Below are 18,012 nucleotides of genomic sequence, written 5' to 3' on the forward strand. Positions count from 1 at the left end.
TCTATAAAAATATTTCAAATATTGCAATATTATAGGAGATAAAATTGATCACAAATATCTCGAAAAACATTTCTTGGCTACACGAACATCCAAAAATATTAGAAGGTATTTTTCGAGGAATTGAACGTGAAACTTTAAGAATAAAAAAAAATGGTAATTTTTCTAAAACTAAACATCCTTATTTTCTCGGTTCTTCTTTAACAAATAAATGGATAACTACTGATTTTTCTGAAAACTTATTAGAATTTATTACACCAGCCAGTAATAATATAGATGATATATTATCTTTTTTAACAGATCTACATTGTTTTACCGCATCTAAAATTAATAATGAACGTATGTGGCCTTTTAGTATACCATATTCGTATAAAAAAAAAACCAACATTCAAATAGCTCAATATGGTTGTTCTAATCTTGGAAAAATGAAATCTATTTATCGCACAGGATTAAAAAATCGTTATGGCGATCTAATTAATACCATATCAGGTGTACATTATAATTTTTCATTACCTATATTATTTTGGAAAAATTGGAAAAAACAAAAACAAATAAAAGATAGTATTAATTATGTTTCAAAAGGGTATTTACATTTAATTAGAAATTATTATCGATTTGGCTGGATTATTCCTTATTTATTTGGAGCATCACCAGCAATCCCATCATTTTTTTTAAAAAATATTCAACAAAAATATAAATTTAAAAAAAATAAAGAAAATATTTTTTATTTACCATGGGCTACTTCATTAAGACTGAGTGATATAGGATATACTAACACAAAAATTTTAGATTTAAATATCATGTTTAATGATTTTGATGAATATGTTCAATCATTACAAAAAGCTTTAACAACACCATCAGAAAAATTTATGAAAATTGGATTGCAAGATAAAGAAAACAATTTTCAACAATTAAATACTAATATTTTACAAAGTGAAAATGAACTTTATACACAAATACGACCTAAAAGAAATACTAAAAATAATGAATCACTAATAGAAGCATTAAAAAATAGAGGAATTGAATATATTGAAATACGTTCTTTAGATATTAATCCATTTTCACCTATCGGTATTAATAAAAACCAAATACTTTTATTAGATCTATTTTTAATTTGGTGCGCCTTGATTGATTCCCCTAAAACTAATAAAAAAGATTTTATATTTATAAATAAAAATTGGGAAACAATAATCTTTGAAGGTCGAAAACCAAATCAAAATATATATATATATCAAGAAAATAAACAAAAAAAATTAATTGAAATAATTGAAGTAATATTTCAAGATCTAAAAAAAATAGCATTAATACTTGATAATCATGCAAATAATATTGAATATCAAACAGTATGTAATAAAATGAAATTATTTTTTATTAATCCAGAACTTACTTATTCTGCTCAATTTTTAAGATTATTCATTGAAAAGGGGATTAAAAAAACAGGATTAAATTTATCACAAAGATATTATAATACCTTTATTAATAAAAATAAATTTAATTTAAATAAAAAAATATTAGAACAAGAAGCACAATATTCTCATGATAAACAAATAAAAATAGAAAAATCAGATATATTAAATTTTGAAGAATATATAAATGGTAAATAATGCTTGTATTAAATAAATATTTATATATTTTAATATTATTGTAATAACTCGATTCTCTTGTTCATTTTTTTCATGAAAATTATTCTCTTCTAAAATTCTTATAAAGTTCTATTTGTAAATAAAACAAGTTAAATAAAATTTAATTTTTTAATTAAAACTCTATCAAAACGTAAATTAAACATATTTATAATTAAAACAATTCACGCATTATTTTACTTATTTTGCTAATCCTAAAAGTATCTATCATATATAAAAACATGAGCTCTATTATTCTAAATAGAATATAACAAAGTGAATATTAAAATAATTAGACAAAATTTACTATAACAATATTTTTTTTATATATCTTTCAGAATAAGCAAAAAAAAGATCTATTTTCAAGCAATCTTTACCAAAAAAAAAAAAAAAAAAATAACTCTCTTGTTTTTTGAAATTTTACTATATGTATCAAAAATCATTTTTCTTACTGTTTACACGATAGTCTTCATTAAACCTCTAATTAAAAATCTAACTGTAATATTATAATAAAAAAATTTTGTATTTTTATTGAATGATTTTTAAATAATACAGGGTGAATTATTGTTTCCATAATTTCAGCTATTAATATATATTGATTAATATTATCTTACTATCATGTGTCAAAAACTACAATATCTATAGATATTATTATCCTATTATCATATTTAAATATCATCTGACTTATAGCATCAGATCTGAGATAAAGTAAAATATTTTTTCTTAATTCTATTTATGTATTTATAAAAGATATATATAAATAATAGGTTTTAATATTAAAACTTTAAGTTTTATTAGTAGAATCAAACAAAATATCAGACCTTAATCTCTAGTACCTTGATTTTTTCAATCAATATAATTAACATCTTGATTCATATCTCATGATTTTTTACCAAAGATACTAAAAATTGTAAAAAAATTAGAATTTAATCCTAAATCAGAGTTAATATAATTAATTTTATTCATTACATTTTGAGTAATTTCTTCAAAATAAAACCCATGAAGTTGTTGTAATTGTTACTTTCATTAAAACTATTTTTTTTGTTTTAACTTAAATTTTATAAGAAAAGTATGATTGGATATCTTATTTTAATATTTTATCAAGTAAAGCACGAGAAATTTAATCAGAAATTTATCTAAATGACTTATATAAAACTAATTAAGATATAAAAAGATATTCATTTATAAAAAATATCTACTTTATTTTGAAATCACTAATATATCTTATAAATAATTAAAATATTTTAATATCGAAAAATATAAGATATATTGATATTTCTATTTATTTAGCACACAATATTACTTTATTATAATATTTTATAATTTTATAATATAAACAGCAATATTAAAAATAGAATTCTTATAATATACAAAATCAATTAACAATATTTTAAATGATATATAAATATATATTTTACAAAAATCACTTTTAAAAATAAAATAGATGATATTAAAATGATAAAAAAAATATTTTTTATAATTAGCATATTTTTTTTTGTCTGTATATAAAAAAAAATGACTTACCAAAAAAGACCATACATAAAAAGACCATACATAATTTTTACCAAGCTAAACTTGCAGCAATTAAAATTCATAAAAATGCACCAGGTTCTTTTTATTGTGGATGTAAAATTATTTGGAAACAAAAAAAAGGTATTCCAAATTTAATTTCTTGTGGCTATAAAATTCGAAAAAATACAAATAGAGCAAATAGAATTGAATGGGAACATGTAGTTCCAGCATGGCAATTTGGTTATCAAAAAAAATGCTGGAAACAAGGAGGACGCAAAAAATGTATTAAAGATCAAGAATATACATACATTGAATCTGATCTACATAATTTACAACCGGCTATCGGAGAAATAAATGCTGATCGTTCTAATTTTATGTACAGTGAGTTACATAATTATACTTCAAAATACGGAAGATGTAATATGAAAATCGACTTTCAAAAAAAATTAGTAGAACCTCCTAAAAGAGCTAAAGGTATAATAGCTAGAACATATTTTTATATGAGTCAAAAATATAATATTAATTTATCTCCGCAACAAAAAAGATTATTTTATATATGGGATAAAAATTTTCCTGTAACACTATGGGAATGTAAAAGAGAAAATTTAATATTTCAAATACAAGGTAATCATAATAATTATATTTATAAACAATGTCATAAAAAATTTCAATGAAAATAAAAAAAAATATTCCCCGTATTTATATTCAAGAACATTTTAATATAAATGAAATTTACATTTTATCAAAAGATCACATACATTATCTGCATAAAGTATTAAGAATCAAGCATGAAGATGTATTAGAAATTTTTAATGATACTAATCATATTTTTTTTGCTAAAATTATATATATGTCTAATAAAATAATTAAAATTAAAATATTTTTAAAACAATTTAAAAATATTGAATCTCCAATTCATATTCATTTAGGACAATTAATTCCTAAAAATGATAAAAAAATGGATTTTATAATTCAAAAATCAATTGAAATGGGTGTAAATATTATCACACCATTATTATCTGAAAATTTTTATCTTAAAAAGAAAAATTTAAATATTTCTAACAAAATTCAACGTTGGAAAAAAATAGCTATTGCTACTTGTCAACAATGTAAAAGAAATATTATCCCAGAAATTCGACATCCAATAGATATTTTTTCATGGTGCGAAAAAAGAAAACATGATACAAAAATAATTTTTCATCCAGAATCTATAATGACAATTCATCAATTAAATACACCTCTTAAATATATTCGAATTATTATTGGTTCTGAACAAGGTTTTTCTTATAATGAAATTCAAAAAATTATACAATATGGATTTATTTCAATTAAATTAGGACCGAGAATATTAAGAACAGAAACAGCTGCACTTGTATCAGTTACTGCATTACAATTAAAATTTGGTGATTTATAAAATAAATACATTATTAAAATAATTAATATAGACATTCTTATAATAAGAAATTAAAATGACTTATTTTGTTTATTGTTAATTGTTTTAATACTGTTTTCTTCACCAATTAATATTACATCAGCTATTCTAGCAGCAAATAAACCGACTGTTACTACTCCAGGAAGTGCATTAATTTTTTTTTCCATAGATATAGGATCTTTTATATGTAAATTATAAACATCTATAATTATATTTCCATTATCAGTAATAACATTTTTTCTATATTTTGGTTGACCTCCCATTTTAATCATTTCTTCAAAAATATAAGAAAATGCTATTGGAACAATTTCAATTGGAAGCGGAAATTGACCTAAAATATCTACTATTTTAGATTTATCAATAATACAAAGAAATTTTTTAGCCATTGCAGCAAGAATTTTTTCTCTAGTTAACGCAGCTCCTCCACCTTTAGTCATGTGCATAAAACGATTCATTTCATCTGCGCTATCAACATAAATAGTAAGAGAACGAAAATCTTTTATATTAAATACCTCGATGCCTTTTTTTTGCAATAATACAGTAGAAGCATGAGAACTAGATACAGCTCCAGATATTAAATGTTTTATTGTACTTAATGCTTCAATAAAATAAAAAACAGTTGTACCGGTTCCAACCCCAACAACAGTTCCAGGATGAATATAATCTAATGCTGCCCATGCTGCTCGTTTTTTCATTTTATTTACATTCATAATTTTAAAACTTTTTATTATTTAAAATAGAAATGATTAATTTAAAAATATATATTTTAAAAAAATATATTTTAATCTAATTAAATGAAAATTTGATATATAATTTTATATATTATAAAACCAAGTTCAACTAATAATTTTTAAAAAATAAAATAATATTCTTAATAATCAGAATATTAGTATTCTTTAATAGATCAATTGAATAAAAAAAGATAATTGTTAGAATAGAATTTCTGGGGTACCTGGATTCGAACCAGGGATGCCGGTATCAAAAACCGGTGCCTTAACCACTTGGCTATACCCCATATTATAATTTTGATATTAAATAATATTTTTTATTATATGTATTATAATATAATATACGGGAGGCGAGATTTGAACTCGCATACCTTACGGCGCCAGAACCTAAATCTGGTGCGTCTACCAATTTCGCCACTCCCGCGAATTTTTAAAATGGTAGCTACGACGGGAATCGAACCCATGACCCCAGCGTTATGAGTGCTGTGCTCTAACCAACTGAGCTACGTAGCCTAACAAATGTATATTTTATAATATATATAGTGAATAATCAACAAAATTATTTTAATAAACAAATTAACTAAGAAAAAAATGAACAATAAAAAATATCATAATTTTATTTGTCAGATCATTGATCAAGATCTTAATAAAAATAAAAATTTATCTTTTCATACTCGTTTCCCACCTGAGCCAAATGGGCATTTACATATTGGTCATGCTAAGTCAATATGTTTAAATTTTGAATTAGCATATTTATATAAAGGACGATGTAATCTACGTTTTGATGATACAAATCCGCTAAAAGAAAATATTAAATATATCAATTCTATCAAATATGATATTTCTTGGTTAGGTTATAAATGGTATGGTAATGTGCATTATTCATCTGAATATTTTTTCAAACTATATCAATATGCTAAACAATTAATTTATCAAGGATTAGCTTATGTAGATCATTTAACAAAAGAACAAATACGTGAATATAGAGGAACTTTAAACACACCTGGAAGAAATAGTCCTTATCGAGATAGAACCATTCAAGAAAATATAAAGCTTTTCAAAAAAATGAAAAAAGGCGAATATAATGAAGGAGAAGCTTGTTTGCGTGCTAAAATAGATATGAATTCTTCTTTTATCATTATGCGAGATCCTGTTTTATATCGTATTCTTTTTGCTCATCATCATCAAACTAAAGATGATTGGTATATATATCCAACATATGATTTTGCTCATTGTCTTTCTGATTCTATTGAAAAAATTACTCATTCATTATGTACATTAGAATTTCAAGATAATAAACGTTTATACAATTGGATTTTAGAAAATACTAATGTCAAACATTATCCGAAACAATATGAATTTTCCAGACTAAATTTAGAATTTTCGATTTTATCTAAAAGAAAATTAAAAATACTAATTGATGACAATATAGTAGAAGGATGGAATGACCCTCGTATATCTACTATTTCTGGTTTAAGAAGAAAAGGATATACACCCTCTTCTATTAAACATTTTTGCCAAAAAATTGGTATTACAAAACAAAATAATTTAATAGAATATTCTTTATTAGAACATTGTATTCGAAAAGAATTAAATCAAACTGCTATACGTAGTATGGCTATACTAGAACCAATTAAAATTATTTTGTATAATTTAGATAAAAACCATAAAGAAATACTTATAGTACCTAATCATCCTAATAATCCTGATATGGGTACACATGAAATTCTTTTTACTAATATTATATATATTGAACGATCTGATTTTAAAGAAGAATACGACAAAAAATATAAAAGATTAAGAATTGGAGAAGAAATACGTTTAAGATATGCTTATATAATTAAAGCAGAAAAAATAGAAAAAGATAAATTTAATAATATTATTAATATAATATGTTACTGTGATACTAATAGTTTAGGAAAAAAACCAAAAAACAAAAAAAATCCTGCAGTAATACATTGGATTTCAATACATAATGCATTACCAGCAGAATTTAGATTATATGATCAATTATTTAATATAAAAAATCCAGAACAACAAACAAATTTTTTATCTTATATCAATCCAAAATCATTAATTAAAAAATATGGTTTTATTGAAAAAAAATTAGAAAAAATGATATATAAATATATTATGAACTATAATGATCAATTACACTTTCAATTTGAAAGAATTGGTTATTTTTGTTTAGATTATATAGATTCTAAAAAAAATTATTTAGTCTTTAATCGTACAGTACATTTACGTGATGTATGGAATGTCAAAAAATAAATACATCTAAATAAAGAATACTAATAATGAATATCAGTATATACTCATAAAATTATATTATAAAATGTAATAAAAACAAAATAGATATAATTTTTATAAAACAATTTTATATTAAAACGCATATTTTATAATTAAAATTAAAATAAAATATTTTAAATTACACGCTTACTCATTTTAACTAATTTTTACATTCGGTATGACTAAAAATTACATTTTTATTACTGGTGGAGTAGTTTCATCTTTAGGGAAAGGTATTGCAGCAGCCTCATTAGGTGCAATATTAAAAGCAAGAAAATTAGATATCACTATTATAAAGCTAGATCCATATATTAATATAGATCCTGGTACAATAAGTCCTATGCAACATGGAGAAGTATTTGTTACTGAAGATGGTTCTGAAACAGATTTAGATTTAGGTCACTATGAACGTTTTATGCATACAAAAATGACATGTTTAAATAATTTTACTACAGGCAGAATTTATGCTGAAGTTTTAAAAAAAGAAAGACGAGGCGACTATTTAGGTGCTACTATTCAAGTTATTCCTCATATTACTAATGCTATTAAAGAACGAATTATTATATGTTCAAAGAATAGTCAAATTACTCTTGTAGAAATAGGAGGAACTGTTGGTGATATTGAATCATTACCATTTTTAGAAGCTATTAGACAAATGGCAGTGGATATTGGACGCAAAAATGTTATATATATACATTTAACACTAGTTCCTTATATTAGTACAGCTGGTGAAATAAAAACTAAACCAACTCAACATTCAGTTAAACAATTACTTTCAATAGGAATACAACCAGATATTTTAATCTGCCGTTCTGAAAAAAATATACCTATTAACGATAGAAAAAAAATTGCATTATTTTGCAATGTACCAGTAAATGCAGTCATATCTTTAAAAGATGTAAGTTCTATTTATCAAATTCCGCAATTATTAAAACATCAAAAATTAGATGATTACATCTGTAAATATTTTCACTTAAATGTTCCTGAAGCAAATTTAAAAAAATGGGAACAAGTTATTCATGAAGAAAAAAATTATAATCAAACTATTATTATTGGAATTATTGGAAAATATATAAAATTACCTGATGCATATAAATCCGTAATAGAAGCTCTGAAACATGCAGGTTGTAAAAATAAAATTAAGGTTTACATTAAATTAATTAGCTCTAATGATATAGATAAAAAAAACATTAAATTATTAAACAATCTCAATGGTATTTTAATACCTGGTGGTTTTGGTGATCGAGGTATTAAAGGAAAATTATTATCTATAAAATATGCAAGAGAAAATAATATTCCATATTTCGGTATTTGTTTAGGTATGCAAATAGCTATTATTGAATTTGCACAAAATGTTATTGGAATAAAAGAAGCAAATTCAACAGAATTTGATTCTAAATGCACGTATCCTCTCATTGATTTAATACAAAATTGCAATAAAGATGTACAAACATTACATAATAAAGAAAATAAAAAAATCAATTTAGGCGGTACTATGAGATTAGGTAGTCAAGCTTGTAAATTAAGCATTAATAGTTTATCTCATAAATTATACAATCAAGATATCATTATAGAAAGACATAGACATCGATATGAAGTTAATAATCTTTTATTAAAAAACATAGAAACTTCAGGATTAAAAGTTACAGGACGTTCTCAAAAAAATAATATAGTAGAAATTATAGAAATATCTAACCATCCATGGTTTTTAGCTTGTCAATTTCATCCAGAATTTACTTCTACACCACATAAAGGACATCCATTGTTTATAGATTTTATTAAATCAGCAGGAAAGAATAAAAAAAATTTATTTAAATATATTGAGGTTAAAATATGTCTAAAATTATAAAAATTATTGCACGTGAAATTATAGATTCTCGAGGAAACCCTACTATCGAATCTGAAGTACATTTAGAAGATGGTTCTATAGGATTAGCTTCTTCTCCTTCTGGAGCTTCTACAGGTTCATTAGAAGCTATAGAATTAAGAGATAATGATAAAGATAGATTCATGGGAAAAGGAGTAAAAAAAGCAGTAACGCTTATCAATAAAGAAATATCTACAGCATTGCACAACAAGAATGCCAAAAATCAAAGTGATATTGATTATACTATGATTCATTTAGATGGAACATCAAATAAATCTAAACTAGGTGCAAATGCAATTTTATCTGTATCTTTAGCTGTTGCGAAAGCTGCTGCTGTATCTAAAAAAATACCATTATATCAACATATTGCAGACATTAATGGTACCCCAAATATATTTTCTATGCCTCTTCCAATGATTAATATTATTAATGGAGGAAAGCATGCTGATAATAATATTGATATACAAGAATTTATGATTCAACCAATTGGTGCTAAAACAATTAAAGAAGCTATACGTATAGGATGTGAAATATTTCATACTTTAGGTGCTTTGCTAAAAGAAAAAAAAATGAGTACTACAGTAGGAGATGAAGGAGGATACGCTCCAAATTTAAAATCTAATGAAGAAGCTTTAAACATAATTAACGAAGCCATATTCAGAACTAAATATCAATTAGGAAAAGATATCCGATTAGCAATAGATTGTGCAGCTTCAGAATTATATAATAAAAAAAACAAAAAATATGAATTAAAAGGAGAAAATATTTCTTTTACTTCACAAGAATTTACTCATTACTTAGAAAAGTTATCTAATAAATACCCTATAATTTCAATTGAAGATGGACAAGATGAATCTGATTGGAAAGGTTTTTTATATCAAACAAAAAAACTAGGTCATAAAATACAATTAGTTGGAGACGATTTATTTGTTACAAATTCTAACCTGTTAAAAAAAGGTATTCAATTAGGTGTCGCAAATTCTATTTTAATTAAATTAAACCAAATTGGTACATTAACAGAAACAATAGAAGCAATAAAAATAGCTAAAAAAGCAAATTATAACGTTATTATTTCTCATCGCTCAGGTGAAACAGAAGATTGTTCTATAGCAGATTTATCTGTAGGAACATCATCAGGTCAAATTAAAACAGGTTCTGTAAGTCGTTCTGATAGAACTGTGAAATATAATCAACTAATTAGAATAGAAGAAAAGTTAGGCGTGAAAAATGCTCCTTTTCATGGCTTAAGAGAAATTATATCTGCATTTTAAAATTTTTAAAATTATATTATAAAAGAGATTCAGGTATTTTAAAAATATGCCTGTTTCTTATTAAAAAAACATATATCTTATACCAAATATATTATTATATTGAATAATAAATTTTAAAATTGACATAAGTTTAAAAAATACCATTGATTATAAAAATATAAATTTAAATAAATATTAAATAAAATATTAATATAAAAAAATGAATTTTTAAATAGATTTAAGGTAATACAGTTAACGGGTTAATTGATTCTCCTTGATAACGTATTTCAAAATAAAGTCGTGCTATTTTTTTTTTCGGAGATAAACCCATAGTTGCAATTTTTTGTTTTGCATATACTTTATCTTTTTTCTTTACTAAAATTAAATCATTAAAAGCATAAATACTAAAATAATTTTTATTATTTTTAATAATTATTAATCGACCATATTTTTTAAAACAATCGATAACACACACAACTTCTCCTGCAGCTGCAGCAAATACTGATTGTCCTTTAACACCAGAAATTTCTATTTTTTTATTACTACTTAATACAGAATTATAAACATTTTGCATCTTTTTTTTAATAACAGGCCAATACCAAATATGAGAAAATTTCAAATTTTTTTTATGAAAAAATTCATTATTATTTTTTAATTTTTTACTAAAACACAAATATATTTTATTAAATTGTATATTGCTTTTAAATAAATTTAAAATATGTGATGCATCTTTAAAGATAGTCTTACAAGATATATATTTTTTTGTATTAAAAATATAACAATTATTTTTATTAATTTTAAAATCTCCTATCCATATTTTTTGTCCTATAATTATTTTATTAGGTTTTTTAATTAAATTAAATTTAGATAATTCATGATAATTATGATTAGACTTTTTAGCAATAGAATATAAAGTATCTTTTGATTTGACAATATAAAATATTTTAAATATATTTTGATTTAGAATACCAATAAAATTTTTATTCTTAATAAGAATATTATCTTTAATAGAAAAAAAATTTTTATCTAACCTTAAAAAGTGAAAAATTTCATTTTTTTTATAAAATATAAACTTTTTTGTATTTTTTTTTTTAAAATCAAAATCAGAATAATTTCTTTGATGAATAGATAATCCAAACGCAAAAATATGATAAAAAAATAACAAAAAAAAGCAAAAAAATAATTTTACTTGCATTAACTGTATCCATAGTACGTTAGTAAACACATTATTTATAATATATATTTAAAATACACACTATTTAATTTTATATTTTTATATAAGTAAGACTATTGCTTGACAAGCAATGCCTTCTTTTCTTCCAATACAACCTATTTTTTTAGAACTAGTTGATTTTATATTAATATTATTTATTTGAGTTTTAAGATCTAATGATAAATTAGATCTCATAAGAAATATATAAGGTGACATTTTGGGATATTCTGTAATAATTGTAATGTCAATATTAGATATATGATAATTTTTTAATTGAATTTTATTCCAAATATTTTTTAGTAGTATTCTACTATCAATGTTTTTATACATCTGATTGCTACTTGGGAAAAAAGTACCAATATCTCCCATTGCAGTAGCACCTAAAAGCGCATCTATTACTGTATGAATTAATACATCACCATTAGAATGTGCAATTAAACCTTGATCACAAGGTATGATAACACCACCAATAATTAATGGCTTCATGCTACCAAAAGCATGAATATCATAACCATATCCAATTCGCATAAAAATTCCTTTTCTATTGATGTATATTAAGATTTTTTAAATAAAATTTTGCAAGAATAAGATCTTCAGGCCAAGTAATTTTAATATTTTTACTACTTCCTAAAACAAGTAATGGCTTATATCCAAAATATTCTAATGCTGCCGCTTCATCAGTTATATTAATTTTATCATGTATGATTTTTTTTAAACAAAATTTTAACAAATTTATTCGAAATAACTGAGGTGTTAAAGCATGCCATAAATTCTGTCTATTTAAAGTATATAAAATTTTTTTCTGTGTGCAATTACTGTATTTAATAGTATCAGATACTGGTCTTGCTAAAATAGCGCCTACTGGATTTTTTTTAATAATTGATATTAAATTTTCTAAATCTTTATAACTTAAACATGGACGTACTGCATCATGAATTATAACCCAATCTGCATCTGTTTCAAAAACTAATCCAGATAAAACAGAATGCATTCTTTCTGTACCACCTATGACAGATATAATTCTTAAATTAGATGATATTGCTAATTTATTAAAATAAACATCTTTTTTATTTAAACTTACAACAATACGATGTATATTAGGATGTAATAACAATGTTTTTAAAGTATGTTCAAGAATAGTACAATTTTGAATTTTAATATACTGTTTTGGTAAATTTGATTGCATTCTAGAACCTATTCCAGCAGCTGGAACAATAGCGATAATTTTTGGTTTAAACATATTAAATAAAATCATTTTATACTTAAAAAAATAAAAAAATCATTGATAAAAAATATCAAAATGATTTATTGAACGTTCTTACATCAATATCATATTTTTTATTTTTTAATATCCATAGTATTATTTAAATTTTGAATATCTAAAATTAATTTTTTATTTTGTATATCAATATTTTCATTATTTTTTTTTCCATAATTACTTTATTATATATTGTGATATAATCGATCAAACCATTTTTACCTAACCAAAAAGAGTATTGTAACCAAAACAATACTGATAATAGAAATATTTTAAATATCTTCATATTATATTCATAATCTTAAATTTTAACAAAAAGATATTATATTATTTTTATATAAAAGATTAATAATTTTTTTTGAATTAATGTCTAAAGAATCTGTACCATTTAAAATTATACTAGGATTATTAGGAATTTCATATTCAAATTGTACACCAGTAAAATCAGAAATTTCTCCTGTTCTAGCTTTTCGATATAATTTTTTAGGATCTCGAGATTCACAAACACTAATTGGTGTATCAACAAATACTTCTAAAAAATTTTTTACTCCTCCTAACATATTATAAATAATTTCTCTTTGATTTCGATACGGAGAAATAACTGATACTAATGTTATCATGCCAGCATCTAACATAATCTTTACTACTTCTCCAATGCGTCTAACATTTTCTTTTCGATCTATTACACTAAAAGTTAAATCAGAGCATAAACCAGATCTAATATTATCTCCATCTAACAAATAAGTATGAACACCATTTTTAAACAATTGCTTTTCTAAATAGTTAGCAATACTTGATTTTCCTGACCCTGAAAGTCCAGTAAACCATATGACAATAGATTTATGTTTATTATTTTTTTCACGTTTTTGACGTGTAATTAAAGAATTATGCCAAAAAATGTTTTTTTGAATATTATCTATCATAGTTAATCAAAACCTTGTTTATAAAATTTTTGGTATATTCCAATGAGGAAAATATCGAGAAACTAAATCACGCAACTCTAATTCAAAATTATTTTTATGGTTATTGCAAGTAATACTATTGTTCATTTTTAAACCTTCTACAATCATTCCAGCTCCTACGGTAATATTAGTTATTAAATCAATAAAAATCATACTACCCGTCATTCTATTTTTTTTATAACTATCAAAAATCATAGGCTCGCTAAAAACTACTTTAATGCGACCAACACTATTTAAACCAAGAGAATTAGTTTTAATTTCTACTAAATTATTAATGTCTATTTTAAATAAAATTTCTTTTATATAAATACGTATTGTTTTTCCAGACAATTTAACATTATATGTTTTTTCTGCTAGTAACATATCATCTGTCATCCATACAATATCAATAATAGATTCCTGAAGTGGTTTTAAAATAGAATCAACGTTTACTAAAAAATCTCCACGATTAATATCTATCTCATCTTTTAAAGTGATAGTAATTGCTTCTCCAACTTCTGCTTTTTTTAAATCTTGATTGAAAGTGATAATTCTATCAATATAAGAATTTATATTAATAGGTAAAACCTTAATAGGTTGACCAATATGAATTTGACCAGATACTAACATTCCAGAATATCCACGAAAATCTGAATTAGGACGATTAATATACTGTACTGGAAATCTAATTTCTTCTAAATTAGTGCTGTTATCAATTTTGATTGTTTCTAAAATATTTAATAATGTTGCACCTTTATACCAAGAAATAATATTTTTTTTAAAAACAATATTTTCACCAATTAAAGCTGATATAGGAATAAAAATAATATTTAAATTTTTAGGAAGTTTTTGAGCAAAAAGTAAAAAATTTTTTTTTATATTTACAAATATTTCTTTTTTATAATTAACTAAATCCATTTTGTTAACCGCTACAATTAAATTTTTAATACCAAGTAATGTTGAGATAAAACTATGCCGATAAGTTTGTTCTAATAATCCTTTTCTAGCATCAACTAATAAAATAGATACATCACAGTTAGAAGCACCTGTAACCATATTACGAGTATATTGTTCATGACCAGGAGTATCTGCAATAATGAATTTTCTTTTATTAGTAGAAAAATAACGATATGCTACATCAATGGTAATTCCTTGTTCACGTTCAGACTGTAATCCATCTACTATTAATGCCAGATCTATTTGCGATCCTTGTGTTCCATGACGTTTACTATCATTTTTCAAAGAAAATAATTGATCATCATAAATTTGTTTTGTATCATGTAATAAACGACCAATTAATGTACTTTTACCATCATCTACACTACCACAGGTTAAAAATTTTAATAAAGTTTTTTTTTGATTTAAATCAAACCATTTTTGAAAATTATCTAATATATTCATATTCATTATTTTTAAAATCACCTTTATTTTATTAAAAATAACCTTGTCTTTTTTTAAATTCCATTGAATTTTTTTGATCATAATCAATAGATCGTCCAATTCGTTCACTCGTGTTAACCATTAATGTTTCTTGAATAATCTCTTTAACATTTACTGCTTCTGATTCAATAGCACTTGTTAAAGGCCAGCAACCTAATGTACGAAACCTAACCATTTTTTCTTGAATAATTTCATTATCTTCAATATTAATACGATCATCATCAATCATAATTAATGTTTTATTTCTTATTAAAATTGGACGCATAGCAGCAAAATAAAGAGGAACAATTTCAATATTTTCTAAAAAAATATATTGCCAAATATCTAATTCAGTCCAATTTGAAAGCGGAAAAATACGCATATTTTCTCCTGGATTAATTTTACTATTATAATTCCACCAAATTTCTGGTCGTTGTTTTTTTGGATCCCATTGATGGAACGAATCACGAAAGGAATAAATGCGTTCTTTAGAACGTGATTTTTCTTCATCACGTCTAGCCCCACCAAAAGCTGCATCAAAATTATATTGATTTATTGCTTCTTTTAATCCTTCAGTTTTCATAATATCAGTATATTTATGCCCCCCATGTTCAAATGGATTTAAATTTAATAATTTACCTTGTGCATTCATATGAACTATTAATTCGACTTGATACGTTTCAGAAATATAATCTCTAAAACTATACATTTCTTTGAATTTCCATCCAGTATCTATATGAAGCAAAGGAAAGGGAATAGGTCCAGGATAAAAAGCTTTTTTTGCTAAATGCAACATTACAGAAGAATCTTTACCAATAGAATACAACATTACAGGATTTTGAAATTCTGCAACTACTTCTCTCATGATATAAATGCTTTCTGATTCTAATTGATTTAAATAAGTAATATTTTTTTTGAACATGATGTTTCCTTGAATGAGTATAATCAAAAAAAAATTGTTATTAGTATTATTTTATATCATTTTGAAACCATGATAATGTTTTATGTAAATTAACGACGTCTCCAATAATTAATAATGAAGGAGTCATAGCAAAGTTAATGATTGTTTGAATATTCTCAAGAGAACTAATAAACACTTTTTGATGAACAGTAGTACCTTGTTCAATAATAGCTATTGGAGTAGATTTTAATCGTCCAAATGAAATGAGTTTTTTAGATATATCGATAGCTTTTAAAGTACCCATATATATTACTAAAGTATAAGAAGAATCACATAAAATTGACCAATTATTTATAAAACCATTAGAACATTGATGTCCTGTAATAAATATAACACCTTGTGAATACTTACGATGTGTTAATGGTATGCCAGAGTAAGCTGAAACACCTATCGCGGCAGTAATTCCCGGAACAACTTGAAAATTAATATTTTCTTTTTTTGCTGCTTCTATTTCTTCTCCGCCACGTGCAAAAATAAAAGGATCTCCACCTTTTAAACGTACTACTTTGTTACCTTTTTTAGCAAAATGTATTAATAATGTAATAATTTCTTTTTGATTAATATTTTTTATACCAGCACGTTTTCCAACGCATATTAATTTAGCATCGCGACGTACTAAATCTAACACATCTTTAGAAACTAAGTAATCATATAATACTACATCTGCTTGTTGTAATACCTGAAGACCTCTTAAAGTTAATAAACCACTATCTCCTGGTCCAGCTCCTACTAAAATAATTTCGCCTATTTTTTTAGAAAAATTATTTTTAACTAAATTGTCTTTTAAAATAAGAATAGCTTTTTTTTGATTTCCATTAAGTATATGTTCGAGAAACATACCTTTAAACAATTTCTCCCAGAATCGGCGTCGTATTAAAAAACTAGAAAAATGTTTTTTAACAACTGCACGCCATTTACCGGCTATTTTTGCTACATCACCTAATTTGATCGGCAAAATTGCTTCAATTTTTTCACGTAATAAACGTAATAAAACTGGTGCAGTACCTCCAGAAGAAAGAGCTATAACTATAGGAGAACGATCAATAATAGAAGGAAAAATAAAAGAACATTTTAATGTATCATCTACTACATTTAATAGTAAACAACGTTCATTACAAATTTTTGATAAATATTCATTTAACTGAACATCATTATTAGCTGAAATTACTAAAAATATTTTTTTTAAATAAATTAAATCAAAATTATCAGATAAGAAATTAATTTTTTTTTCACTTAATAATAATTGTACTTCTGAACATATTTTTTTAGAAATAACATTAACTATTGCTCCGGCACGAAGTAATAATTTAATTTTATTGAATGCCACTTCTCCCGCACCAATAACTAAAACATTTTTAGATTTTAAATTAACAAAAATAGGAAAATAATTCACAATTGCTTTATTTCCAAAAAAAAAAAAAAAAAAATGATAATATATTTCTTATTAAATATTTTATATTAAATATTTTAAGGTAATAAATTATATGATTGAACTCAATTATAATATGTTTTTAATAGTAAATAAT

The 18,012-nt window shown here is 23.6% G+C and carries 14 protein-coding genes and 3 tRNA genes; 6 read left to right on the top strand and 11 right to left on the bottom strand.

The window, feature by feature from the left end:
* Positions 1-44: 44 nt before the first annotated feature.
* The 3 genes from gshA (at position 45) to BUAMB_RS01930 (ending at position 4,542) form a co-directional block, all read left to right on the top strand.
* Entirely contained in the window at positions 45-1,601 is a 1,557-nt protein-coding gene (gene gshA / locus BUAMB_RS01915) for a glutamate--cysteine ligase (protein WP_014500095.1), read from the top strand.
* A gap of 1,502 nt (positions 1,602-3,103) precedes the next feature.
* A complete protein-coding gene (locus BUAMB_RS01925; RefSeq protein ID WP_014500096.1) occupies positions 3,104-3,802 on the top strand; it encodes an endonuclease in 699 nt (232 codons plus the stop codon).
* Positions 3,799-4,542 (top strand): 16S rRNA (uracil(1498)-N(3))-methyltransferase, encoded by a 744-nt coding sequence (locus tag BUAMB_RS01930; protein ID WP_014500097.1) that lies wholly within the window; start codon positions 3,799-3,801, stop codon positions 4,540-4,542. The genes BUAMB_RS01925 and BUAMB_RS01930 overlap by 4 nt, the downstream gene beginning before the upstream one ends.
* A 50-nt stretch (positions 4,543-4,592) precedes the next feature.
* Here the strand turns inward: BUAMB_RS01930 and rpiA are convergent, their stop codons facing one another.
* The 4 genes from rpiA to BUAMB_RS01950 form a co-directional block, all read right to left on the bottom strand.
* Positions 4,593-5,270 (bottom strand): ribose-5-phosphate isomerase RpiA, encoded by a 678-nt coding sequence (rpiA, locus tag BUAMB_RS01935; protein ID WP_014500098.1) that lies wholly within the window; start codon positions 5,268-5,270, stop codon positions 4,593-4,595.
* A gap of 233 nt (positions 5,271-5,503) precedes the next feature.
* A tRNA-Gln gene (locus tag BUAMB_RS01940) sits at positions 5,504-5,575 on the bottom strand.
* 55 nt (positions 5,576-5,630) lie between these two features.
* A tRNA-Leu gene (locus BUAMB_RS01945) sits at positions 5,631-5,712 on the bottom strand.
* A 12-nt stretch (positions 5,713-5,724) separates the two neighbouring features.
* Positions 5,725-5,801, bottom strand: a tRNA-Met gene (locus tag BUAMB_RS01950).
* 78 nt (positions 5,802-5,879) lie between these two features.
* On the opposite strand from BUAMB_RS01950, the gene glnS reads away from it, so the two are divergent.
* From glnS to eno, 3 genes are all read left to right on the top strand, one after another.
* Entirely contained in the window at positions 5,880-7,559 is a 1,680-nt protein-coding gene (gene glnS / locus BUAMB_RS01955) for a glutamine--tRNA ligase (protein ID WP_014500099.1), read from the top strand.
* A 196-nt stretch (positions 7,560-7,755) separates the two neighbouring features.
* Positions 7,756-9,426 (top strand): CTP synthase, encoded by a 1,671-nt coding sequence (locus BUAMB_RS01960; RefSeq protein ID WP_014500100.1) that lies wholly within the window; start codon positions 7,756-7,758, stop codon positions 9,424-9,426.
* Positions 9,411-10,715, top strand: coding sequence for a phosphopyruvate hydratase (gene eno, locus BUAMB_RS01965; RefSeq protein ID WP_014500101.1), 1,305 nt, complete (start codon positions 9,411-9,413; stop codon positions 10,713-10,715). The genes BUAMB_RS01960 and eno overlap by 16 nt, the downstream gene beginning before the upstream one ends.
* Positions 10,716-10,932: 217 nt before the next feature.
* Here eno and BUAMB_RS01970 read toward each other — a convergent pair whose 3' ends face one another.
* The 7 genes from BUAMB_RS01970 to cysG form a co-directional block, all read right to left on the bottom strand.
* Positions 10,933-11,889, bottom strand: a complete 957-nt coding sequence (locus BUAMB_RS01970) for a peptidoglycan DD-metalloendopeptidase family protein (RefSeq protein WP_014500102.1) — start codon at positions 11,887-11,889, stop codon at positions 10,933-10,935.
* 78 nt (positions 11,890-11,967) lie between these two features.
* Positions 11,968-12,435: a 2-C-methyl-D-erythritol 2,4-cyclodiphosphate synthase gene (gene ispF / locus BUAMB_RS01975; protein ID WP_014500103.1), complete on the bottom strand. Its 468-nt coding sequence runs from the start codon at positions 12,433-12,435 to the stop codon at positions 11,968-11,970.
* Between the two features lie 13 nt (positions 12,436-12,448).
* Complete coding sequence (gene ispD, locus BUAMB_RS01980; protein WP_014500104.1) at positions 12,449-13,162, bottom strand: 2-C-methyl-D-erythritol 4-phosphate cytidylyltransferase; 714 nt, start codon at positions 13,160-13,162, stop codon at positions 12,449-12,451.
* A gap of 311 nt (positions 13,163-13,473) precedes the next feature.
* Entirely contained in the window at positions 13,474-14,088 is a 615-nt protein-coding gene (gene cysC / locus BUAMB_RS01990; RefSeq protein WP_014500105.1) for an adenylyl-sulfate kinase, read from the bottom strand.
* Positions 14,089-14,106: 18 nt separating this feature from the next.
* The gene (cysN, locus tag BUAMB_RS01995) at positions 14,107-15,513 is read right to left on the bottom strand and encodes a sulfate adenylyltransferase subunit CysN (protein WP_014500106.1); all 1,407 of its coding nucleotides are present in this window, start codon (positions 15,511-15,513) and stop codon (positions 14,107-14,109) included.
* A gap of 25 nt (positions 15,514-15,538) precedes the next feature.
* Positions 15,539-16,447, bottom strand: a complete 909-nt coding sequence (cysD, locus tag BUAMB_RS02000) for a sulfate adenylyltransferase subunit CysD (protein ID WP_014500107.1) — start codon at positions 16,445-16,447, stop codon at positions 15,539-15,541.
* 46 nt (positions 16,448-16,493) lie between these two features.
* Positions 16,494-17,879, bottom strand: a complete 1,386-nt coding sequence (gene cysG / locus BUAMB_RS02005) for a siroheme synthase CysG (protein WP_014500108.1) — start codon at positions 17,877-17,879, stop codon at positions 16,494-16,496.
* Between the last annotated feature and the right edge of the window lie 133 nt (positions 17,880-18,012).

This window comes from Buchnera aphidicola str. Ua (Uroleucon ambrosiae) (assembly GCF_000225465.1).
In the GTDB taxonomy this organism is placed as follows: domain Bacteria; phylum Pseudomonadota; class Gammaproteobacteria; order Enterobacterales; family Enterobacteriaceae; genus Buchnera; species Buchnera aphidicola_B.